Source organism: Phenylobacterium sp. (assembly GCF_030646615.1).
GTDB lineage: Bacteria > Pseudomonadota > Alphaproteobacteria > Caulobacterales > Caulobacteraceae > Phenylobacterium.
The window spans coordinates 1-21,072 of sequence record NZ_JAUSLG010000025.1; the positions used below are offsets into that span (position 1 = coordinate 1).

Annotated in this window: 17 protein-coding genes; 12 read left to right on the plus strand and 5 right to left on the minus strand. The window is 68.6% G+C overall.

Annotated features, from left to right (window positions below):
• Positions 1 to 26: 26 nt before the first annotated feature.
• Complete coding sequence (locus Q7S93_RS04220) at positions 27 to 434, minus strand: (deoxy)nucleoside triphosphate pyrophosphohydrolase (protein WP_304712416.1); 408 nt, start codon at positions 432 to 434, stop codon at positions 27 to 29.
• A gap of 311 nt (positions 435 to 745) precedes the next feature.
• On the opposite strand from Q7S93_RS04220, the gene Q7S93_RS04225 reads away from it, so the two are divergent.
• The 3 genes from Q7S93_RS04225 to Q7S93_RS04235 all read left to right on the plus strand — a co-directional run bounded on the left by Q7S93_RS04225 (position 746) and on the right by Q7S93_RS04235 (position 5,488).
• A complete protein-coding gene (locus Q7S93_RS04225; RefSeq protein WP_304712418.1) occupies positions 746 to 2,179 on the plus strand; it encodes a DEAD/DEAH box helicase in 1,434 nt (477 codons plus the stop codon).
• Positions 2,180 to 2,272: 93 nt separating this feature from the next.
• The gene (locus Q7S93_RS04230; protein WP_304712420.1) at positions 2,273 to 2,824 is read left to right on the plus strand and encodes a biliverdin-producing heme oxygenase; all 552 of its coding nucleotides are present in this window, start codon (positions 2,273 to 2,275) and stop codon (positions 2,822 to 2,824) included.
• A gap of 132 nt (positions 2,825 to 2,956) precedes the next feature.
• Positions 2,957 to 5,488, plus strand: a complete 2,532-nt coding sequence (locus tag Q7S93_RS04235; RefSeq protein WP_304712422.1) for an HWE histidine kinase domain-containing protein — start codon at positions 2,957 to 2,959, stop codon at positions 5,486 to 5,488.
• Between the two features lies 1 nt (position 5,489).
• Here the strand turns inward: Q7S93_RS04235 and argJ are convergent, their stop codons facing one another.
• The gene (gene argJ, locus Q7S93_RS04240) at positions 5,490 to 6,962 is read right to left on the minus strand and encodes a bifunctional glutamate N-acetyltransferase/amino-acid acetyltransferase ArgJ (RefSeq protein ID WP_370652069.1); all 1,473 of its coding nucleotides are present in this window, start codon (positions 6,960 to 6,962) and stop codon (positions 5,490 to 5,492) included.
• Entirely contained in the window at positions 6,962 to 7,957 is a 996-nt protein-coding gene (locus Q7S93_RS04245) for a peptidylprolyl isomerase (protein ID WP_304712426.1), read from the minus strand. Before Q7S93_RS04245 ends, argJ begins: the two co-directional genes overlap by 1 nt.
• 149 nt (positions 7,958 to 8,106) lie before the next feature.
• Here Q7S93_RS04245 and Q7S93_RS04250 point away from each other — a divergent pair, with 149 nt between their 5' ends.
• From Q7S93_RS04250 to Q7S93_RS04275, 6 genes are all read left to right on the plus strand, one after another.
• A complete protein-coding gene (locus tag Q7S93_RS04250) occupies positions 8,107 to 9,276 on the plus strand; it encodes an acetyl-CoA C-acyltransferase (RefSeq protein ID WP_304712428.1) in 1,170 nt (389 codons plus the stop codon).
• Positions 9,277 to 9,430: 154 nt separating this feature from the next.
• A complete protein-coding gene (locus tag Q7S93_RS04255; protein WP_304712430.1) occupies positions 9,431 to 10,615 on the plus strand; it encodes an FIST signal transduction protein in 1,185 nt (394 codons plus the stop codon).
• 2 nt (positions 10,616 to 10,617) lie between these two features.
• The gene (locus Q7S93_RS04260) at positions 10,618 to 12,363 is read left to right on the plus strand and encodes an ATP-binding protein (protein ID WP_304712432.1); all 1,746 of its coding nucleotides are present in this window, start codon (positions 10,618 to 10,620) and stop codon (positions 12,361 to 12,363) included.
• 167 nt (positions 12,364 to 12,530) lie between these two features.
• Complete coding sequence (gene secA, locus Q7S93_RS04265) at positions 12,531 to 15,290, plus strand: preprotein translocase subunit SecA (protein WP_304712433.1); 2,760 nt, start codon at positions 12,531 to 12,533, stop codon at positions 15,288 to 15,290.
• Positions 15,291 to 16,100 carry a class I SAM-dependent methyltransferase gene (locus Q7S93_RS04270; protein ID WP_304712435.1) on the plus strand — a complete coding sequence of 270 codons (810 nt, stop codon included), beginning with the start codon at positions 15,291 to 15,293 and terminating at the stop codon, positions 16,098 to 16,100.
• An 89-nt stretch (positions 16,101 to 16,189) separates the two neighbouring features.
• The gene (locus Q7S93_RS04275) at positions 16,190 to 16,612 is read left to right on the plus strand and encodes a hypothetical protein (RefSeq protein ID WP_304712437.1); all 423 of its coding nucleotides are present in this window, start codon (positions 16,190 to 16,192) and stop codon (positions 16,610 to 16,612) included.
• Here the strand turns inward: Q7S93_RS04275 and Q7S93_RS04280 are convergent.
• Together Q7S93_RS04280 and Q7S93_RS04285 are read right to left on the minus strand one after the other, a co-directional pair.
• Entirely contained in the window at positions 16,596 to 16,979 is a 384-nt protein-coding gene (locus Q7S93_RS04280) for a nuclear transport factor 2 family protein (protein ID WP_304712439.1), read from the minus strand. The two genes, Q7S93_RS04275 and Q7S93_RS04280, sit on opposite strands and share 17 nt — an antisense overlap.
• Positions 16,976 to 17,962, minus strand: coding sequence for an NADPH:quinone reductase (locus Q7S93_RS04285; protein WP_304712441.1), 987 nt, complete (start codon positions 17,960 to 17,962; stop codon positions 16,976 to 16,978). Before Q7S93_RS04285 ends, Q7S93_RS04280 begins: the two co-directional genes overlap by 4 nt.
• Positions 17,963 to 18,102: 140 nt before the next feature.
• Here Q7S93_RS04285 and Q7S93_RS04290 point away from each other — a divergent pair, with 140 nt between their 5' ends.
• The 3 genes from Q7S93_RS04290 to Q7S93_RS04300 all read left to right on the plus strand — a co-directional run bounded on the left by Q7S93_RS04290 (position 18,103) and on the right by Q7S93_RS04300 (position 21,068).
• Positions 18,103 to 19,206 (plus strand): NADH:flavin oxidoreductase, encoded by a 1,104-nt coding sequence (locus tag Q7S93_RS04290; protein WP_304712443.1) that lies wholly within the window; start codon positions 18,103 to 18,105, stop codon positions 19,204 to 19,206.
• Positions 19,203 to 20,354 (plus strand): saccharopine dehydrogenase family protein, encoded by a 1,152-nt coding sequence (locus Q7S93_RS04295; RefSeq protein WP_304712444.1) that lies wholly within the window; start codon positions 19,203 to 19,205, stop codon positions 20,352 to 20,354. Before Q7S93_RS04290 ends, Q7S93_RS04295 begins: the two co-directional genes overlap by 4 nt.
• Before the next feature lie 114 nt (positions 20,355 to 20,468).
• The gene (locus tag Q7S93_RS04300) at positions 20,469 to 21,068 is read left to right on the plus strand and encodes a TetR/AcrR family transcriptional regulator (protein WP_304712445.1); all 600 of its coding nucleotides are present in this window, start codon (positions 20,469 to 20,471) and stop codon (positions 21,066 to 21,068) included.
• The last annotated feature ends 4 nt before the right edge of the window (positions 21,069 to 21,072 follow it).

The following is a 21,072-nucleotide window of genomic DNA, read 5'->3' on the forward strand; positions in this document are numbered from 1 at the left end:
GCCGGACTGGTCGCGCCAGAACCGCTTCAGATGAGATCGCGCAGAAACGCCACCAGCGGGGCGTCCGCCGGCGGCATCGGATAGTCCGTGAGCTTGTCGGGTTTGACCCACGCCAGCGCCTCGTGCTCCAGCGCCGTGACAAAACCGTCCCAGCGCCTGCACAGATAGAGTGGCATGAGCAGGTGAAACGAATCGTAACCGTGGGACGCGAAGACGAACGGGGCCAGGCAGGCCTCGGTGACGTTGATGCCCAGCTCTTCCTTCAGCTCTCGGATCAGGCAGGCTTCCGGCGTCTCGCCGGCCTCGACCTTGCCGCCGGGAAACTCCCAGAGGCCGGCCAGTTGCTTGCCCTCGGGGCGCTGGCAGATCAGCACGCGGCCGTCGGTGTCGATCAGGGCCGCGGCGGCGACCAGCAGGAGAGGCTTTTCCGTCATGCCTCTCCATTCCGCGCCTTGGCTGCAAATGCAACAGGACGGGACAATCTGAGGGCTGGGCGCCTCTCCCGACGACTTTGGGTTGACTTCGCACCTGCGAAGGACGATGTGTGCGTTGCGCCCTGATTGGCGCTATCGGTGCTCCAGCCCGCGTGAGGGCCTCCTGAAACGGGGGTTCGGCCTGTTGAGCGCCCTAAGAGATCGCATAGATCGCCCCGCCACGCGGGGGCTTTCCCCAAACTGACCCGCGTCCCGCGGCCCTTGCACAGCAAGCGGCCGCCTTCGGCGCACTCCGAAAGACTGTAAGTCACTTGACCCAATTTTCTGAACTCGGCCTGGCCAAGCCTCTTTTGAAGGCCCTGGCCGACCAAGGCTATGAGACCCCGACCCCGATCCAGGCCAAGGCCATTCCGGGCGTGCTCTCCGGCCGTGACATCCTGGGCATCGCCCAGACCGGCACCGGCAAGACCGCCGCCTTCGCCCTGCCCATCCTCCATCGCCTGGCGGCTGATCCCAAGCCCGCGCCCCGTCGCGGTTGCCGGGTTCTGGTCCTGTCGCCGACCCGCGAACTGGCCACCCAGATCGCCGAGAGCTTCCGCACCTATGGCCAGCACCTGGGCCTGACCGTCACCGTGATCTTCGGCGGCGTGAAATATGGCGGCCAGATGCGCGCCATGGCGGGCGGCGTCGATGTCCTGGTGGCCACGCCTGGCCGCCTGATCGACCATCTGGGCGAGAAGACCGTCACCCTGCAGGGCGTCGAGACCTTCGTCCTCGACGAAGCCGACCAGATGCTGGACATGGGCTTCATCGTCCCGATCCGCCGCATCGTGAAGCACATCCCCGCCCAGCGGCAGAACCTGTTCTTCTCGGCCACCATGCCGACGGAGATCGGCAAGCTGGCCGGCGAGCTGCTGAAGGACCCGCTGAAGGTCTCGGTGACCCCGCAGGCGACCACCGTCGAGCGCATCAGCCAGAAGGTCCTGTTCGTCGAACAGACCCGCAAGCGCGCCCTGCTGGCCGAACTGTTCGCCGAGAAGGACTTCAAGCGCGTCATCGTCTTCACCCGCACCAAGCGCGGCGCCGACCGGGTCTCCAAGAGCCTGGAACAGGGCGGCGTGGAAGCCTCGGCCATCCACGGCGACAAGAGCCAGGGCCAGCGTGAGCGGGCGCTGGCCGACTTCAAGGCCGGCAAGATCCGCGCCCTGGTGGCCACCGACATCGCCGCCCGCGGCATCGATGTCGATGCGGTCAGCCACGTGGTGCAGTACGAACTGCCCAACGTGCCGGAGGCCTATGTCCACCGGATCGGGCGGACCGCCCGGGCCGGCGCCGACGGCTCGGCCATCGCCTTCTGCGCCGATGACGAACGCAACCTGCTGCGCGACATCCAGAAGGTGACGCGTCAGACCATCCCGTCCTTCGATCGTCGCAACGACAAGGGCCTCGCCCTGATGACCAAGGCCATCGCCGACGTCACCCCGGAAGAACCCCGTCAGGCCTCGGGCCGTTCGCGCGATCCGCGCAATGACGTCCCGGCGGCCCTGCGCCAGACTCGTGGCCGGCGTCCCGACCAGGCCCGCGGCGGCGGTGAAGGCCGTGGCGGCGGTCAGCCCCGTCGTGACGGCGCCAAGCCGGCCCAGGGCGCCAAGGCCAGCGCCGGCGCTGGCGGCGGCGGCGGCGGCGATCGTTTCCGCGGTCCCAAGCGCGAAGGCGCGGCCAAGGCCTGGAGCCCGATCGACTAGGATCGCGCTCTGCCCACCTCTCCAGCACGGGCGGCGACCTGTTCGCCGTCCGTGCGTTGGTGTCTGGGCGACCAACAGGACCTGCGATCCCCTATGAACCTCAGAACCACCCTGCGGACGGCCACGCGCCAGGATCACGAGCGCGTCGACCAGCTCGGCGGCGGCTTCGACCTGGCCAAGCCCGCTGACTATGGCGCCTTTCTCCTGGGCCACGCCGCGGTGCTGCCGCCGCTGGAAGCCGCATTGGACGCCGCCCCGCCCCAGGACCTCCCGCCCGGATGGCCAGAACGCCGCCGGGCCAAGGCCCTGCTGGCCGATCTGGCCGAACTGGGGCTTACAGCGCCACCTCCCTCGCCTATCGCCGTCCCCGCCACCTCCGCCGCGCGTGTGGGCGCGCTTTATGTTCTGGAGGGCTCCCGCCTGGGCGGGATCCTGCTGCGTCGTCGGCTGGCCCAGGCGCAGCCCGGCGCCCCCTCCGCTTATCTGGCGCACGGAGACGGCCAGCCCCTGTGGCGCACCTTCCTGGAATGGCTTGACAGCCGCGCCTTGGACCCCGCCGAGACCCATGCGGCCATTGATGGCGCCCGCGGCGTGTTCGCGGCCTTCGAGGCCGGTTTCAGACATGCAGCCACCCGGCCCGCCTGAGCCGAAGCCCCCGAAAGCGTCCGCTACCCGACAGACCTGCGACCGGATTTGATATTCTATTGGCGGTGAAGCTCCCCGCCGACGCCGCGTTGCGCGTCTAGACCTCCCCCTGGAATTGGATCGTTCGCGGCCTTGTCCGAAGTCGACCTGACGAACTGTGATCGCGAACCGATCCACCTGCTGGGCGAAATCCAGCCGTTCGGCTTCCTGCTGGCGGTCACCGGCCAATGGATGGTGGCGCACGCGTCCGACAACACCCAGGCCTTCCTCGGCGACGCCGCCGAGGACCTGATCGGGCGTTCCCTCACCGAGGTGCTCGACGGCCACGCCGTGCACGAGATCCGCGGCCGCCTGCAGATCATGCGCGGCGCCGATTCGGTGGAGCGGGTGTTCAACCTGCCGCTCCGGGCCGGCGGCGAGCCCTTTGACGTGGCCGTCCACTATTCCGGCGACCTGCTGGTCATCGAGGCCGAGCCCAGCCGGGCGGAATCTTCGCTGGAAGCCGCCTCGGCCGTGCGCTCCATGTCCAACCGCGTGGCCGAGCGGAAGACCATCGAGGACATCGTGCACGAGGCCGCCCGCCAGGTGCGCGCCCTGACCGAGTTCGACCGGGTCATGGTCTATCGCTTCGACCAGGACGGCGCCGGCGAGGTGATCGCCGAGTCCGTGCGGCCCGGCATCGGGTCCTTCCTGGGCCAGCGCTATCCGGCCTCGGACATCCCCAAGCAGGCCCGCGCCCTCTATGAGCGCAGCTGGCTGCGGATCATCGCCGACATCGACGCCGAGACCCCCAAGGTTCGCCCGGCGCTGGGTCCCAGCGGCGGGCCGCTGGACCTGTCGATGTCGATGTTGCGGGCGGTGTCGCCGATCCACATCGAATATCTGCGCAATATGGGCGTCGGCGCCTCGCTCTCCATCTCGATCCTGCGCCAGGGCAAGCTGTGGGGGCTGTTCGCCTGCCACCACTATGGTCCCCACCACGTCTCCTATGAGCGGCGGACGGCGGCCGAACTGTTTGGCCAGATCTTCTCCTACATGCTGGAAAGCCGCGAGCAGGAGGTCGAGGCCCGCCATGTGGAGCGCGCGCGCAACCTGCACGACCGGCTGGTCAGTTCGGTGGCCACCGCCTCGGGGCCCGAAAGCCTGAAGCCGTTCCTGGGCGAGCTCTGCGCCCTGGCGGGGTGCGAGGGCGTGACGCTGCACATGGGCGGCCAGACGGCCAGCCATGGGGACGGCCTGGACGCCGACCGGCTCAGGACCCTGGTCGCCTTCCTGGACGGCCATCCGACGCTGGGCGTGTTTCACACCCACCATCTGGCCGCCCATCTGCCGGAGGCCGAGGGCTGGCGCGACGCCGCCGGGATCATCGCCGTGCCCCTGTCGCGGGAGCCGGGGGATTATCTGATCTTCCAGCGCGCCGAGGTTATCCGCGACGTGGCGTGGGGCGGCGATCCCAACAAGGCCGTCACCGTCGGGCCGCTGGGCGCCCGACTGACGCCGCGCGAGAGCTTCGAGACCTGGAAGGAAACCGTCCGAGGCCAGTCCAAACCCTGGTCGGCCTCGGAGCTGGCGGCCGTGGACAGTCTGCGCCTGACCCTGCTCGAGGTGGTCATGCGGCTGACCGACCTGGCCCATGCCGAGCGCGGCAAGGCCCAGCATCGGCAGGAAATCCTGATCGCCGAGCTGAACCACCGGGTGCGCAACATCCTGGGGCTGATCCGCGGCCTGATCTCCCAGAGCCGCGACGGGGCGACCAACGTCCAGCAGTTCTTCGAGGTGGTGTCGGGCCGGGTCCAGGCGCTCGCCCGGGCCCATGACCAGATCACCCAGCAGCACTGGGGCCCCGGCGCCCTGAATGACCTGATCCGGAGCGAGGCCGAGGCCTATCTGGCGGCCAAGGCCGACCGGCTGATCCTGTCGGGCCCCGACGTGCTGATCGAGCCGCAGGCCTTCTCGACCCTGTCCCTGGTGGTCCACGAGCTGGTGACCAACTCGGCCAAGTACGGCGCCCTGTGCGACAGCCGCGGCAAGGTGCATGTGAACTGGACCACCGACGCCTCCGGCGCCCTGGATCTCACCTGGCGCGAGGAGGGTGGGCCGGTGGTCCAGGCCCCGTCGCGGCGGGGCTTCGGCTCGACCATCATCGAACGCTCCATCCCCCATGAGCTGGGGGGCGAGGCGCAGGTGACCTTTGATCCTGCAGGTCTGCGGGTGGCCCTGCGGGTCCCCGGCCGCTTTGTCGTGGAGGGTCGCCCGGCCGATCCGGGCAAGATGGCTGCGCCGGTCGCTGATGGCCGCATGGCGGGTCCCAACCACGTGCTGGTGGTCGAGGATAATATGATCATCGCCCTCGACCTTGAGGGCGTGCTGCAAAAGCTCGGCGTGGGCCAGGTCAGCATGGCCTCCACGGTCGCCTCGGCCTTTGAGGCGATCGCCGACGACCGGCCGGACTTCGCCTTCCTCGACCTGAACCTGGGGGAAGAGACCAGTCTGCCGGTGGCCGAGCATTTGAAGGCCGAAGAGATTCCCTTCGCCTTTGGCACCGGTTTTGGCGATCAGGCCGACCTGCCAGATCACCTCTCTGGCATGACGATCATCAGCAAGCCCTATTCCGAAAAGGCCCTGCGCGACGCCCTGCGGGCGGCGGTGGCGCCGCGGAGCTAGGTCAGGACCGGTAGTCGCCGTTAATCGCCACGTACTGCTTGGTCAGGTCGCAGGTCCACATGGTGGCCGTGGCCTTGCCGACGCCCACATCGATGAAGACCTCCAGTTCCTGGCGCTTCATGTAGGCGCTCATCTTGGCCTCGTCATAGGTGGGCGAGATCAGGCCATCCTGGGCGGCCCAGTGCTCGCCGAAGCGCACCGACAGCGCGTCGCGGTTCACCGGCTCGTCGGCCCGGCCCACGGCCATGACGATCCGGCCCCAATTGGCGTCCTCACCGGCGAAGGCGGTCTTGACCAGGGGGCTTTCGGCCACCGTGCGGGCGATCTTGCGGGCTGAAACCGGGTTCTCGGCGCCGGCCACGGTGATCTTGACGAACTTGGTCGCCCCTTCCCCGTCCCGGACCAGTTGCTGGGCCAGGTCCATCAGCACCCCTTCCAGCTTGTCGCGGAAATCGGCCAGGCGCTTGTCGCCGGCCCGGGTGATCTTCGGCGCGCCGGACTGACCGGTGGCGAACAGCATCAGGGTGTCGTTGGTCGAGCGGTCGCCGTCCACCGTCACGCAGTTGAAGGTGGTGCGGACATAGAGGTTCACCAGGCTCTGCAGGGCGGGCGCGGCGATGGCCGCATCGGTGGCCACAAAGGCCAGCATGGTCGCCATGTCGGGGGCGATCATGCCCGAGCCCTTGCAGATACCGGCGATCCGCACCTTGGTCCCGTCGATCTCGGCCTCGGCCACGGCCCCCTTGGGGAAGGTGTCGGTGGTCATGATGGCCCGGGCGGCCCCGTCCCAGCCGTCCGGCTTCAGCTTCTGTTCCACCTCCGGCAGGCGCTGGGTGATCTTGGCGTCGTCCAGCAGCACGCCGATGACGCCGGTGGAGGCCACCATCACGTCCCGCTGGCGGCAGTCGAACCGCTTGGCGACCGCCGAGGCGACCCGGCGCACGGCGTCGGCGCCGGGCTTGCCGGTGAAGGAATTGGCGCAGCCGGCGTTGACCACCAGGGCGCGGACCTCGGTCCCCTTGGTGGCCGCCAGCTGCTTCTGGCACCAGTCCACCGGCGCCGAGCCCACCTTGTGGCGGGTGAAGACGCCGGCCGCCGTGGTGCCGGCGTCAAAGCTCATGACCAGCAGGTCGTCGCGCTCATGCTTGTAGAAGCCGGCCCGGCCGGTCGCCAGGCGCACGCCCGCCACGGGGGTCATGGCGGGAAACGGCACGACCAGGGGCGAGACGGGCAGAGCGCCCTTGGCGGGCTTGGGCGCCTGTTGTGTGGAATCCAGGGCGCGGCTGGTCTTGTCGGCCCGCTTCAGGGCGGCGCGCTTGATGGCGCTGGCCAGGGGATCGAGGGCGCGCTCGATCTTCTGGCCGACGGCGTCGGTGACGCTTTCGGACGGGCGGGGCGCGGTCTTGGCCGGGACGGCGGCGACAGGCTTCGCCATCTTAGGCGCCTTGGGCTTGTCCGTGTTCTTGCGCGCCATCACTTGGCCTCGGGAGTCTTGGCCACAGGGGCCTTGGCGGCGGGGGCCTTGGCGGCGGGGGCTTTCGCCGGCTCGGCCGCCTTGGGGGCCTCGGGCGCCGCATCGGCGGGCTCCACCGGCGCGCCGGGGACGTCTTCGCCGGCGCCGATCAGGGTTTCGACCTTGGCGCGGCCGCGCAGCTTCTCCAGCAGATCGCGGACCTGGTCATAGGTGAGGAAGCGGATGATCTGCGGGCGGGCGGCCTCAAGCGTGATCGGCTCTTCCAGGCGACGGTCCTCGATACGGACCACGGCCCAGCCGCCTTCGACCTCGAAGGGGCCGACGATCTCGCCGGTCTTGGCCGCCTTCAGGGCGCCCTCATAGGCCTCGGGCATGACATCGGTGGTGAAATAGCCCAGGTCGCCGCCGTTGAAGCGGGTGGCCGCGTCGGTGGAACGCTCCATGGCCAGGGCCTCGAAGGAGGCGCCCGTGGTCAGCAGGTTCTTGACCGCCTCGCCCTCTTCCGGCGTGGCCACCACGATCTGGCGAGCGCGGATTTCTTCAGACTGACGGGCGAGCTTGAGTTGCTCCTGATAGAGGCCGCGGATGGCGTTCTCATTGACCGCGTCGGACACCACGCTCTCCACCAGCATGTCGCCGAGGATGCGTTCGCGGGCCGCGGCCAGCCGGCGCTGGGCCACCGGATCCTCGTCCAGGTTGCGCGACAGGGCCTCGGCGGCCAGCAGCTTCTGGTCGATCACCTCGTCCAGCACCCGGCGGAACAGGTCCGAGGAGATGTCCAGAGGCTCGCCCTCGCCGATCAGGCCCTGGGCCACGGCCTCGCGCTTGACGTCGGAGGCCCAGACGGCCCTGCCGTCCACCCGGGCCACAGCTTCGTCCCCAGGCTGGGGCGGACGATCATCGCCCCCGCGATCGCCACAGGCGGCCAGGGTGAGGCCAACGACCACCAGAAGGGCCGCCAAGCCTCCGAAACGAGAGGGCTTTTCAACGATCATAGGCTGCTTCCCATGGACCCGGGACGAGAGCGCGGGCGCAGTCCGTCCCTAGCCATTTCCCTCGCGGGATGCAAAGGTTGCCGCGATCATAGCCAGGCGACCGCACCACAAGCGGGCCGCCGGATCGCATTCATTTGGGAGAATTTCGTATGCGCGAAGCCGTTATCGTTTCCTATGCCCGCACGGGGCTCGCCAAGTCGGGCCGCGGGGGCTTCAACATGACCCCGACCATGAGCATGGGCGCGCATGCGGTGAAACACGCCGTTGAGCGTTCGGGAATCGACGCTTCCGAGATTGAAGACTGCATTATGGGCAATGTGTCCCATGGGGCGGGCAATCTCGGGCGCCAGGTGGCCCTGCTCGCCGGCCTGCCGATCACCACCTCGGGTTCGACCGTCAACCGGTTCTGCTCCTCTGGGCTGAACACCATCGCCACGGCGGCCAACTATGTGCGCAATGACGGCGCCGATGCGGTCGTCGCCGGCGGCGTCGAGTCCCTGTCGATCCCCGGCGGCGGCGGCGGTCGCGACAACATCGACCCGGTGCTGGTGAAGCAGTATCCGGCCATCTTCATGCCGATGATCGACACCGCCGACATCGTCGCCGAGCGCTACAACGTCAGCCGTGAGTCCCAGGACCAGTACTCGCTGGAATCCCAGCAGCGGATGGCTGCGGCCCAGCAGGCGCAGAAGTTCAAGGACGAAATCGTCCCCATGAAGACCAAGATGAAGCAGGTCAACAAGGAGACGAAGGAAGAGACCATCGTCGACTACACGGTCGATCGCGACGAGTGCAATCGTCCCGAAACCACCCTCGAAGGCCTGGCCAAGCTTCAGCCGGTCCGCGGCGAAGGCAAGTTCATCACCGCCGGCAACGCCAGCCAGCTGTCGGACGGCGCCGCCGCCGTGGTGATCATGGAAGCCAAGGCCGCCGAGCGTAAGGGCCTGAGCCCCATGGGCGCCTTCAAGGGTTGGGTCGTCGCCGGCTGCGAGCCCGACGAGATGGGCATCGGCCCGGTCTTCGCCATTCCGCGCCTGCTGGAGCGCCATGGCCTGAAGGTCGACGACATCGACCTGTGGGAACTGAACGAAGCCTTCGCCTCGCAGTGCCTCTATTCCCGCGACCAGCTGGGCATCGACCCTGAGAAGTACAACGTCAATGGCGGCTCCATCGCCATCGGCCACCCCTATGGCATGACCGGCGCCCGTCTGGCCGGCCACATCCTGCAGGAAGGCAAGCGCCGCGGCGCCAAGAACGTCGTGGTGTCCATGTGCATCGGCGGCGGCATGGGCGCGGCCGGCCTGTTCGAAGTCTACTAAACACCAGACGACCTGTTCCTCGGGGCGGAGGCCACGCTTCCGCTCCGAGGACTTCCTTTACCGGTCCTGCGGTAATTCTCAGATCTGCTTCGTCTGTCCGATCGCCCCTGGCGCTGGATGACGATCTGATCGCTGGGAACGCCACGAGGCCGTCATGAAGATCGCCACCGCCTTCAGCCTCGCCGATTGCGCCGAGCAGGCCGCCTTCGAAACCTCCCGCGATCTGCACGGCCGGCTCGGGGGCGCCCCCCAACTCCTCATCCTCTACGCCACCGAACACCGCGCCGAGCCCGCCCTGGTCGCCGCGCTGAGCGCCCATCTGCCCGGCGTCCAGATCGTCGGCGGCACCTCCTGCGGCGGGGTGATGACCGAACAGGGCTTTCACAGCGGCCCGGACGGCGCCGTCGGCGTCCTGGGCGTGACCGACGCCGAAGGCGCCTATGGCGTCGGCGCGTCCCCCGTGGGCGAGGACGCTCATGCCGCCGGCGCCGCAGCGGTCGAGCGCGCCCTGGTCGCCGCCGGCCGCGACTTCGAGATCCCGACCCTGGTCTGGTGCTGTCAGCCGCCGGGCTGCGAAGAGGGCGTGCTGGCCGGCATTCAATCGGTGATCGGCGCCCAGACCCCGATCATTGGCGGCAGCTCGGCAGATGAATCCATCGCCGGCGCCTGGCGGCAGTTCTCCAGCGACGGCGTGCTGCAGGACCATGTGGTCGTCGCCGTCCTCTTCCCCAGCGCGCGTCACGGCGCGGCCTTCCAGAGCGGCTACGCCCCCACCGGCCTGTTCGGCGTGGTCACCCGCGCCCATGATCGCCAGGTGCTGGAGATCGATCATCGGCCGGCCGGCGAGGTCTATGGCGCCTGGACCTGCGGCGCGGTGGGCGGCGATGGCGCAGGCGCCATCCTGGCCAAGAGCACCCCCACCCCCCTGGGACGGGTCGCCGCCGAGGTTCAGGGCGTGCCGATGTTCGTCCTCTCCCACCCGGCCCTGCTGGGGGTGGCTGGCGACCTCTCCCTGTTCACCGACATCAGCGAGGGCGATGTGGTCCACATGATGCGCGGATCGCCGGAATCCCTGGTCAAGCGCGCCGGGCTGGTGATCGACGACGCCTGCGCCATGGGCGGATGGGCCGGCGCCGACAGTCTCGGCGGCCTGGTCATCTATTGCGGCGGCTGCATGCTGCATGTGCGCGACCAGATGGACGAGGTGGTCGAGGAAATCCGCCGCGCCATGCCAGGCGCCCCGTTCCTCGGCGCCTTCACCTTCGGCGAACAGGGGGCGATCGTCGATAACTGCAACCGCCACGGCAACCTCATGGTGTCGGCCCTGACCTTCGGCTGATCATGCTCGACCCGGACAAGGAACAACTCCGCGAGGCCCTGGCCTCGGCCAAGCAGATCGAGGCCTCCCTGCGCGAGCGTCTCCGTGAGCAGGACCTGGTCCTGGGCGGGCTCGAGGCGCTGCAGGGTGAGGAGGACCCCGCAGCCCTCCAGGCGCGGGTCTTCGATCTCCTGAGCCGCAGCGTGGCCTTCAACCTCGCCCTGGTGATCGAGCCTGAGGGCGAGGGTTTCGTCTGCACCGCCGCCACCGACCCCGCCGCCGTCGGCGCGCGCTGGCCTGGCGGCGGCTTCTTCAGCCGCGTGGCCCACGGCCGCGCCGCGGTTGTGCCCGACAATCGGCGGGTTCCGGAGTGGGCCCAGTGCGAGAGCCTGTCACCCCTTCCAGGCGCCGGCATCTATGCGCCCATCCTGGCGGCGTCAGGCCCCGGCCTGCTCGTGCTCTGCTGTCATCAGCCCGGGGCCTACAGCGCCCGCGACGGCGCCCTGGTCTCCCGCCTGAGCCTGCTGGTCTCCCAGACCCTGGCCGCCGCCCAGCGCCGTCGCCTGTCCGAGGCCGCACGGTCCGCAGACATGGCCCGCCAGGCGGCCGTCGAGGCCAGCGAGGCCAAGTCACGCTTCCTGGCCAATATGAGCCACGAGATCCGCACCCCGCTTAACGGCGTCACCGCCGTGGCCGACCTGCTGGCCATGACTGACCTCGCCCCGCGGCAGCAGGAGATGGCCCAGTTGATCGCCCAGTCGGGCCGGATGCTGGAGCGGCTGCTGAACGATGTGCTGGACTTCGCCAAGATCGAGGCGGGCCAGCTGGATATCGAGTGCGAGCCTTTCGACCTTGAGCCTGCGCTCCACGCGATGATCGATCTGTTCACCGCCAAGGCCGACGCCAAGGGGCTGACCTTCAGGGCGAATATCGCTCCGGCGGCGGCGGGGGCCTTCGCGGGCGACAGCCTGAGGGTGCGGCAGATCCTGGGCAACCTGCTCAGCAATGCGGTGAAGTTCACCGAGGCCGGCGAGGTCAGTCTCGACGTTTCGGCGCAGGACGGCCCCGAGGACTCCCTGATCACCCTGCGGGTCACCGACACCGGCTGCGGCTTCACAGTCGAACGCGGCGCGCGGCTGTTCGACCGCTTCGAGCAGGGGGATGATTCCATGACCCGCCAGTTCGGCGGCACGGGCCTGGGATTGGCGATTTCCCGCTCCCTCGCCGAGATGATGGGCGGCGCCATCACCTGGCGCTCCACGCCCGGCCAGGGCTCGACCTTCGAGGCGAGTTTCCGCGCAAGGCGGCTGCGGGACGCCGGTCCTGCGATCACCGAAGCCAACGCCCCGCCCCGTCCCCAGGACCTGAGCGTGCTGGTGGTCGAAGACAATCCCAACAACCGGCGGATCGTCGCCATGGTCCTCGATCTGGTCCAGGCCCAGGCCACCTATGCCGAAAACGGCCAGGAGGCGCTCGATGTGTTCGAGCCCGGTCGTTTCGACATCATCCTCATGGATCTGCAGATGCCGGTCATGGACGGCCTGAGCGCCACCCGGCGAATTCGCGAGCTGGAACTGGCCGCCGCCGCGGCCCCGATTCCGATCATCGCCCTGTCGGCCAACGCCATGACGCACCATGTGGCCGAGGCCCTGGCCGCCGGCGCCACCGCCCATGTGGCCAAGCCCATCCTGCCCGCCCGGCTGATCCAGACCATGATCGACCTGGTCCAGGACGGCCCTGCTCCCACCGCGGTCAAGGCGGCGGGCTAGGCGCGGCGTTCTGCGCTCCATGCCGCGCCTGCGTTGACACTGGGGAGGCCGCTGCTTAAGTCTCGGCCTCGCTCAAAGAGCGGGACTCCGGGCAGGCGAAGGTCAGACGGCGCGCCGTGCGAAACGCCCGCGACCCCGCATCGACTGCATCTCGGACGCCCCCACACATGTTCTTCCAACGGCTCTTCGGCTCCGCACCCGACCGCAAGGTCAAGGCCTTCCAGGCCCGGGTCGCCAAGATCAACGCCTTCGAACCCCAGCTCGAGGCCCTCTCCGACGAGGCCCTACGCGGCAAGACCGAAGAGTTCCGCGCCCGCCTGGCCAAGGGCGAGACCCTGGACCAGCTACTGGAAGAAGCCTTTGCGGTCGTCCGCGAAGCCTCCAAGCGCACCATCGGCCTGCGGCACTTCGACGTGCAGATGGTGGGCGGCATGGTCCTGCACCGGGGCGGCATCGCCGAGATGCGCACCGGTGAGGGCAAGACCCTGGTCGCCACCCTGCCGGTCTATCTCAACGCCCTGGAGGGCAAGGGCGTCCACGCGATCACGGTCAACGACTACCTGGCCCAGCGCGACGCCGAGTGGATGGGGCAGATCTACACCTTCCTGGGCATGACCGTGGGAGTCATCGTCCACGGCCTGTCGCAGGGCCAGCGTCAGGCCGCCTATCAGTCAGACATCACCTACGGCACCAACAACGAGTTCGGCTTCGACTATCTGCGCGACAACCTCGCCTATGAGATGAGCGAGATGGTCCAGCGCGGCCACAACTTCGTGATCGTCGACGAGGTGGACTCCATCCTGATCGATGAGGCCCGCACCCCGCTGATCATCTCCGGCCCCACCGAGGACCGCAGCGAGTTCTACAAGACCATCGACGTCCTGGTTAAGGAGCTGATCAAGGACCCGACGAACTTCGATCTCGACGAGAAGCAGCGCCAGGTGCTGCTGACCGAGACCGGCTCTGAACGCATCGAGGAGATGCTCGAACAGAGCGGCCATCTGGTGGAGGATTCCGCCGGCCTCTACGACCCGGCCAATGTGTCGGCGGTCCACCATGTGAACCAGGCCCTGCGCGCCAACGTCCTCTATACCCGCGACAAGGACTATATCATCCGCGCCGGCGAGGTGATCCTGATCGACGAGTTCACCGGCCGCATGATGCAGGGCCGGCGGCTGTCGGAAGGCCTGCACCAGGCCATCGAGGCCAAGGAGGGCGCCCGGGTCCAGCCCGAGAACCAGACCCTGGCCTCGGTGACCATCCAGAACTATTTCCGCCTCTACAAGAAGCTGTCGGGCATGACCGGCACGGCCTCGACCGAGGCCCAGGAGTTCGGCGACATCTACAAGATGGAGGTCGTCGAGATCCCCACCAACCGGCCCGTCAGCCGGGTGGACGAGGACGACGAGGTCTATCGCACCGCCGCCGAGAAGAACCAGGCGATCCTCAAGCAGGTCGAGGAATGCTATGTCCGCGGCCAGCCGATCCTGGTGGGCACGGTCTCGATCGAGAAGTCCGAACTGCTGTCGGAAATGCTCAAGACCCACGTGTTCGAGTACCAGGGCAAGAGCCAGACCGGCATCCCGCACAATGTGCTGAACGCCCGTTATCACGAGCAGGAAGCCCTGATCGTCGCCGACGCCGGCGTGCCGGGCGCGGTGACCATCGCCACCAACATGGCCGGCCGCGGCACCGACATCCAGCTGGGCGGCAGCATCGACATGCGCCTGGCCAAGTGGCGCGACGAACAGCGCGGCCTGGGCATCGAGCCCGGCGCCGAGGCCACCCAGGCCCGCCGCGACGAGATCGAGGCCGACATCGTCGAGCTGAAGGAAAAGTCACTGGCCGCGGGCGGCCTCTATGTGCTGGGCACCGAGCGCCACGAAAGCCGCCGGATCGACAACCAGCTCCGCGGCCGGACGGGCCGCCAGGGCGACCCGGGCCGCTCGAAGTTCTTCCTGTCCTGCGAGGACGACCTGCTGCGCATCTTCGCCGGCGATCGGCTGGACTCGATCATGCGCACCTTCGGCGTCCAGGAAGGCGAGGCGATCACCCACAAGTGGCTGAACGGCGCCATCGCCACGGCCCAGAAGCGAGTCGAGCAGCGCAACTACGAGATCCGCAAGAACCTGCTCAAGTACGACGACGTGGTGAACGACCAGCGCAAGGCCGTGTTCGAGCAGCGCCAGGAGTTCATGGAGGCCCAGGACCTCACCGACGTCATCGCCGAGATGCGCGCCGACACCATCGAGGACATGGTCAACCGCCACCTGCCGCCCAAGGCCTATGCCGAGCAGTGGGATGTGGACGGCCTGGACGAGCGGGTCCGGGAACTGCTGGGCCTGGAGCTGCCGATCCGCGAATGGGCGGCCGAGGACGGCATCGCCAACGAGGAGATCCACGAGCGGATCACCCAGGCGTCGGAAGCGCGCGCCGCCGAGCGCGAGGTGATGCTGAGCCCCGAGCGGATGCGGCTGCTGGAAAAGAGCTTCCTGCTGCAGACCATCGACCTGCAGTGGCGCGAGCACCTGATGCATCTCGACCATCTGCGCAATGTCATCGGCCTGCGCGGCTACGGCCAGCGCGACCCGCTGAACGAATACAAGACCGAGGCCTTCTCCCTGTTCGAGAAGCTGCTCACCGATCTGCGCCACAACGTCACCAAGTGGATGATGAATGTGGAAATCCGGCTCGAGCCGCCGCCCGAACCCCTCCCGCCGGAGCGCCTGACGGAGGTCCACCTCGATCCGCTGACCGGCGAAAACGCCGCCACCGCCGGCGCCCTGCCCTCCGGCATGGCCCGGGACCAGCGCGAGGCCCTGCCGTTCTCATCCCTGCCCGCCGGCTGGGAGCAGACCGGCCGCAACGCCCCCTGCCCCTGCGGTTCGGGCAAGAAGTTCAAGCACTGCCATGGGGCCCTGGTCTAGATGAGCGCCGCGCCGTTCCTGGAGTGCCCGGGCTGGTGTCCCGTGTGCGAACAGGACGTGGTGTTTGCTTCCCCCGACGCCTGGCTGCGGGACGGGCTCAAATGCTCGGCGTGCGGCTCGATCCCGCGGGAACGCGCCCTGATGCGGGTCTTGGCTGAACTCGCCCCCGACTGGCGTCGGTTGGCCCTCCACGAGAGTTCAGGCTGCTCGATCTCCAGCAACCGGCTGCGTGAGCAGTGCCCCGGCTATGTGGCGACCCAGTACGATCCGGCCACCCCCTGGGGACACAAGCATCCCAACGGCTATCGCAGCGAGGACCTTGAGGCCCAGACCTTCGCCGACGAGACCTTCGATATCGTCGTCACCCAGGACGTGTTCGAGCACCTGTTCGCACCTGACCGGGCGATCGCCGAGATCGGCCGCACCCTGAAGCCGGGCGGCTTCCACATCTGCACCGTGCCCATCGTCCGCAAGGCCGAAGGCTCTGTGCGTCGCGCGCGGCGACGGCCGGACGGCTCGGTGGAGCATCTGGCCGAGCCCGAATACCACGGCAATCCCATGGACCCGGACGGCTCCCTGGTGACGGTCGACTGGGGCTATGACATCGCCGACTATCTCGACCAGGCCAGTGGCCTGTCGACCACCATCCATACGATTGACGACCTCAGCCAGGGCATCCGCGCCGCCTATATCGAAGTGCTGGTGTCCCGGAAGACCCTTCCCTCTGCAGTCGACCTGGACGGGGCGAGCGACCGCCGCCCCCGTCGGCGGAAGCCCTTCGCCGCTCTTGCCCGCCGGCTGCTGGGCTGACCCCGGCCCGGTCTCATCAGTTGCCATGCTAGTTATAGTATAACATCATTCGGGCGCCGGTTGACCGGCGGGGGCCTTGGGGAACGACGATGTTGCAGCTGGACTTCTGGACCGGGCGGATGCGCCTGCTGGGCCTGATTGCGGTGGCGATCAGCATCCTGACCTGGACCGCCGAACTCACCGGCTTGGTCTATGTCTGTCCCTATTGCCGGACCCAGCGGACGGTGATTGGCCTGCTCGGCCTGCTGATGCTGACCCCCAATCCCGGCTTCTGGATCACCCGGTATCTGGGCTCGGTCCTGGCGGTGTTCGGCCTTGTGGTGGGATCGACCCAGCACTTCAACGGCTGGCGCAAGGTGATGAAGGGCGAGTTCGTCCTCTCGCCCAAGATCTATGACGACGCCTTCCTGCTTTCCGGGGCGGCCATCTTCATCATCGTCGCCCAGGTCCTGCTGCTCTACGCCTATCGCAAGCCGGCGGCCGCGGCGGAGCCCGTCACCCCCGCAGGGTGACGAAGGTCTCGCTCTCGATCAGCCACTGACCGCGGACCTTGGCCCAGACGGCCAGGTACCAGCCGGCCATGTGCTCGCCCTGGCTGCGGGAGACCGCCACCCAGCTTCCGCGCTCGGCGGCGCGTTCACCGGCGGCGTCCAGTTCGACCGCCTCAGGCGTGCGGACGAAGGCCTGGAAGTCGGGATCGGCGAACTGGGCGGCGAAGGCCGCGATCACCGCCTCGACGCCGCTAATCACCCCGCCGTCGCCGACGATCACCGTGACGGCGGGATCGAAGAAGGGACGCAGGCGGGCGGCCTCCTTGGCGGCGATCAGCCGGTTGGTCAGGCGGCGGCGCGCCAGGATGGCGTCCTGGGGGGTGGTCACGGCTCGACCACCACCGTGCCGACCTTGGTTCCGGCCTCCACGGCCTCGTGGGCCGCAGCGCAGTCTTCCAGCGGATAGGTCCCGGCGACCGACAGGACAGCCTGGCCCGTGCCGATCCAGGCGGTGATGTCGGCCTGGGCGCGGCGCCTCGCCTCATGCGGGCTGACCGGCAGATAGACCCCGTGGATCGAGAGGTTCAGCCCCATCAGCACGCCGGCCGGGATCGCCGGCTCGCGGGACCCCTTGGTGGCGTAATAGGCCACAGAGCCGTTCAGGCTGACGCTGGCCAGGGTGGCCGCGGCGTTGCCGCCGAAGTCCACCTCGACCACGTGATGCACGCCCTGGCCGCCGGTCAGGTCCCGCACCTTGGCGGCCACATCCTCGCGGCGATAGTCGATGGTGTGATCGGCGCCGCCGGCCCTGGCCCGTTCGGCCTTGTCGGCGTTGGAGACGGTGGCGATCACCGTGGCGCCGGCCCACTTGGCGAGCTGCACCGCATAGTGGCCCACCGCGCCGGCCCCGCCTGTCACCAGGACGGTGCGCCCCTGGACCGGACCGGCCAGGAACAGCGCTCGGTGGGCGGTCATGCAGGGAATGCCCAGGGTCGCCCCTTGCGCGAAGGACACCTCATCGGGCAGGGCGCGGATCAGATCCACGTCCAGCTCGATATAGTCCGCCGCCGCCCCGAAGGCCCGGCCGTTGCGCTGGCCGTTATAGAACCAGACGCGGCGCCCGACCCAGGCCGGCGAGACGCCCGGCCCCACGGCCTCGACCACGCCGGCGCCGTCGCTGTGGGGAATGATCCTGGGATAGGCCATGGGCGCGCCGGACGCCCCGCCGCGCATGCCCACATCGGAGGGATTAACGCCCGAGGCCTTCACCGCGATCAGCACCTGCCCCTGGCCGGCCTGGGGCTTGGGCTGTTCGCCCAGTTGCAGGACCTCCCGGGCGGGACCTGTTCTGTCGTACCAGACGGCGCGCATGTGACCTCCCGCAATGCTCATCGCCCCTGGATGGCCCGCTGGGCCGAGGGATACAAGCCGGGCCTTCCGCTACGGCGCCCCTTCGTTGCGGCGACAGCCTCGTCTATGAACGGGGTTCACCTGACGCCGGAGACGAGACCATGGCCGCGCCCGACCTGTTTGCGCCCCTCAGCTTCGCCCACGGGCCTGCGATGAAGAACCGCTTCATGCTGGCGCCGCTGACCAACACCCAGAGCCATGCCGACGGGACCCTGTCGGACGAGGAGTTCCACTGGCTGACGATGCGGGCCAAGGGCGGCTTTGGCCTGACCATGACCTGCGCCTCCCACGTCCAGAAGATCGGCCAGGGCTTCCCCGGCCAGCTCGGCGTATTCTCCGATGACCATCTGCCGGGGCTGAGCCGCCTGGCGTCCGCCATCAAGGCGCAGGGCAGCGTGGCGGTCCTGCAGCTGCATCACGCCGGCAACCGCTCGCCCAAGGAGCTGATCGGCGAGGCGCCGGTCTGCCCTTCCGACGACCCGGAAACCGGCGCCCGGGCGCTGAGCGAGGCCGAGGTGGCGCAGCTGATTGAAGCCTTCATCGCCGGGTCCGAGCGCTCGAAGGCGGCGGGGTTTGACGGGGTCGAGGTGCATGGCGCCCACGGCTACATTCTGTGCCAGTTCCTCTCGCCGGAGCTGAACCGGCGCACCGACGCCTATGGCGGCTCGCCCGAGAACCGCGCCCGGATTATCGTCGAGATCGTCGAGGGGATCCGCGCCCGCTGCGGCGCGGACTTCCTGCTCGGCCTGCGCCTGTCGCCGGAGCGCTTTGGCCTGAAGCTGGCCGAAATCCGCGACCTGGCCGCCCAGATGCTGGTCCATCCGGCCCTCGACTTCCTCGACATGTCGCTGTGGGACGTGCGCAAGGAGCCGACGGAGGCCGAGTTCAAGGGCGCCAGCCTGATGTCCTATTTCACCGATCTGCCCCGCAAGGATGTGCGCCTAGGCGTGGCCGGCAAGATCATGACCGGCGCCCAGGCTCGCGACGCCCTGACCGCCGGCGCCGACTATGTGCTGATCGGCCGGGCCGCCGTCCTGCATCATGACTATCCGCTAAAGGTCCAGGCCGATCCGGACTTCGAGCCGGTCGCCCTGCCCGTCAGTCGCGCCCATCTGGCCGCGGAAGGCCTGAGCCCCACCTTCATCACCTATATGAATAACTGGCCGGGCTTTGTGGCCCAGGACCAGACGGAGGACGCCCTGTGAGACAAGACGCCGAGTTCGACATCATCGTCTATGGCGCCACCGGCTTCACCGGCCGGCTGGTGGCCGAGCACCTGGCCAAGCGCTACGGCGTCGGGGCTGAGGTCAAATGGGCCATGGCCGGGCGCAGCGCCGACAAGCTGGCCGCCGTCCGTGACGAGATCGGCGCCCCGGCCGACACGCCTCTGGTGACAGCCGACGCCGACGACAAGGCCTCGCTGAAGGCCATGGTCGAGCGGACCAAGGCGGTGATCACCACGGTCGGTCCCTATCAGCTCTACGGAAACGACCTGGTCGCCGCCTGCGTCGAGGCCGGGACCGACTATCTCGATCTCTGCGGCGAGCCCGTCTGGATGCGCCACATGATCGACGCCCACGAGGCGAAGGCGAAAGAGACCGGCGCCCGGATCGTCTTCTCCTGCGGCTTCGACTCCATCCCCTTCGAGCTCGGCGTCTTCTATCTGGCTCGGGAAGCCAAGGCGAAGTTTGGCCACGCCCTGCCCCGGGTGAAGGGGCGCGTGCGCAAGATGAAGGGCGGCTTTTCCGGCGGCACCGCCGCCAGCCTGAAGGCCACCATGGCGGCCCTGTCCAAGGACCCCAGCCTGTTCGCCCTGATGGTCGACCCCTTCGCCCTGACCCCGGGGTTCAAGGGCCCCGAGCAGCCCCGGGGCGACAAGGTCGAGGAAGACAAGGACCTGGGCGCCACGGTCGGCCCGTTCGTCATGGCCGCCATCAACACCCGCAACGTCCACCGCTCCAACCTGCTGACCGGCCACGCCTATGGGGAGGGCCTGGTCTATGACGAGATGGTGGTGGTCGACCCCAACGCCCCGCCGGCCCCGGCCCTGGGCGCCGAGGGCGGCCCCAAGCCCGGCGAAGGCCCCAGCAAGGAGGAGCGGGAGACCGGCTTCTTCGACCTGCTGTTCATCGGCCTGGGCGAAGGCGGCGAGCAGATGCGCGTGGCCGTCACCGGCGACAAGGACCCCGGCTATGGCTGCACCTCCAAGATGATCGGCGAGGCGGCCATCTGCCTGATCACAGAGGCCCTGGACACCCCGGGCGGTGTCTGGACGCCGGGCGCAGCCATGGGGATGAAGCTGGTGGAGCGCCTGCGCGCCAATGCCGGCATGACCTTCGAGGTGGAGGCTTAAGGGGCGCCACCCCACGCGCGGCGGCGGGCCGCAGGCGATCCTGGTTGATTTTACGACGTAAATGTAACAGTGAGGGAGTCACACCCCTGCTGATCAGCCAGCCCTGCGAGCCCGATGCCCCGCATCCTCTCCGAGTCCGACGTCGCCGACTTCCGTGACCGGCTGTGCGACGTGGCCGAGCAGCTGTTCGCCGAAAAGGGGCCAGAGGCGGTGACCATGCGCCAGCTGGCCTCGGCGCTGGGGGTCAGCCCCATGACTCCCTATCGCTATTTCAAGGACAAGGACGACATCCTGGCCGCCGTGCGCACGGCTGGCTTCGACCGGTTCGCCGAGGCCCTGGAGGCGGCCTACGCCCAGCCCGGCGACGCCCGGGCCAAGGGGGCGGCGGTGGGCGAGGCCTATGTGACCTTCGCCTTCGAACATCCCCAGACCTACAAGCTGATGTTCGACATGTATCAGCCCAATGAGGTCGACTATCCGGAACTGGCCCGCGCGGCCGGCCGGGCCCGCCAGACCATGAGCCAGTATGTGCGCAGCCTGGTGGAGACCGGCCATCTGGCGGGTGACGCCGTGCGGATCGGCGAGATGTTCTGGGCCTCGACCCATGGCTGCATCGTGCTGGAGATGGTGGGCAAGCTGCCGCCGGGCGGCGCGCGCAAGCTGATCGCCGAACTGATCCCGGCCATCTCGCGGGGCCTGCGCCCTGCCGCCTGATCGG

Bases quoted from the DNA above. Each gene is read 5' to 3' on its own strand.
- Q7S93_RS04270 (WP_304712435.1), top strand. From the start codon at position 15,291: ATGAGCGCCGCGCCGTTCCTGGAGTGCCCGGGCTGGTGTCCCGTGTGC.
- Q7S93_RS04250 (WP_304712428.1), top strand. From the start codon at position 8,107: ATGCGCGAAGCCGTTATCGTTTCCTATGCCCGCACGGGGCTCGCCAAG.
- Q7S93_RS04245 (WP_304712426.1), bottom strand. From the start codon at position 7,957: ATGATCGTTGAAAAGCCCTCTCGTTTCGGAGGCTTGGCGGCCCTTCTG.
- argJ (WP_370652069.1), bottom strand. From the start codon at position 6,962: ATGGCGCGCAAGAACACGGACAAGCCCAAGGCGCCTAAGATGGCGAAG.
- Q7S93_RS04220 (WP_304712416.1), bottom strand. From the start codon at position 434: ATGACGGAAAAGCCTCTCCTGCTGGTCGCCGCCGCGGCCCTGATCGAC.
- Q7S93_RS04300 (WP_304712445.1), top strand. From the start codon at position 20,469: ATGCCCCGCATCCTCTCCGAGTCCGACGTCGCCGACTTCCGTGACCGG.
- Q7S93_RS04290 (WP_304712443.1), top strand. From the start codon at position 18,103: ATGGCCGCGCCCGACCTGTTTGCGCCCCTCAGCTTCGCCCACGGGCCT.
- Q7S93_RS04230 (WP_304712420.1), top strand. From the start codon at position 2,273: ATGAACCTCAGAACCACCCTGCGGACGGCCACGCGCCAGGATCACGAG.
- Q7S93_RS04260 (WP_304712432.1), top strand. From the start codon at position 10,618: ATGCTCGACCCGGACAAGGAACAACTCCGCGAGGCCCTGGCCTCGGCC.
- Q7S93_RS04255 (WP_304712430.1), top strand. From the start codon at position 9,431: ATGAAGATCGCCACCGCCTTCAGCCTCGCCGATTGCGCCGAGCAGGCC.
- Q7S93_RS04285 (WP_304712441.1), bottom strand. From the start codon at position 17,962: ATGCGCGCCGTCTGGTACGACAGAACAGGTCCCGCCCGGGAGGTCCTG.
- Q7S93_RS04275 (WP_304712437.1), top strand. From the start codon at position 16,190: ATGTTGCAGCTGGACTTCTGGACCGGGCGGATGCGCCTGCTGGGCCTG.
- secA (WP_304712433.1), top strand. From the start codon at position 12,531: ATGTTCTTCCAACGGCTCTTCGGCTCCGCACCCGACCGCAAGGTCAAG.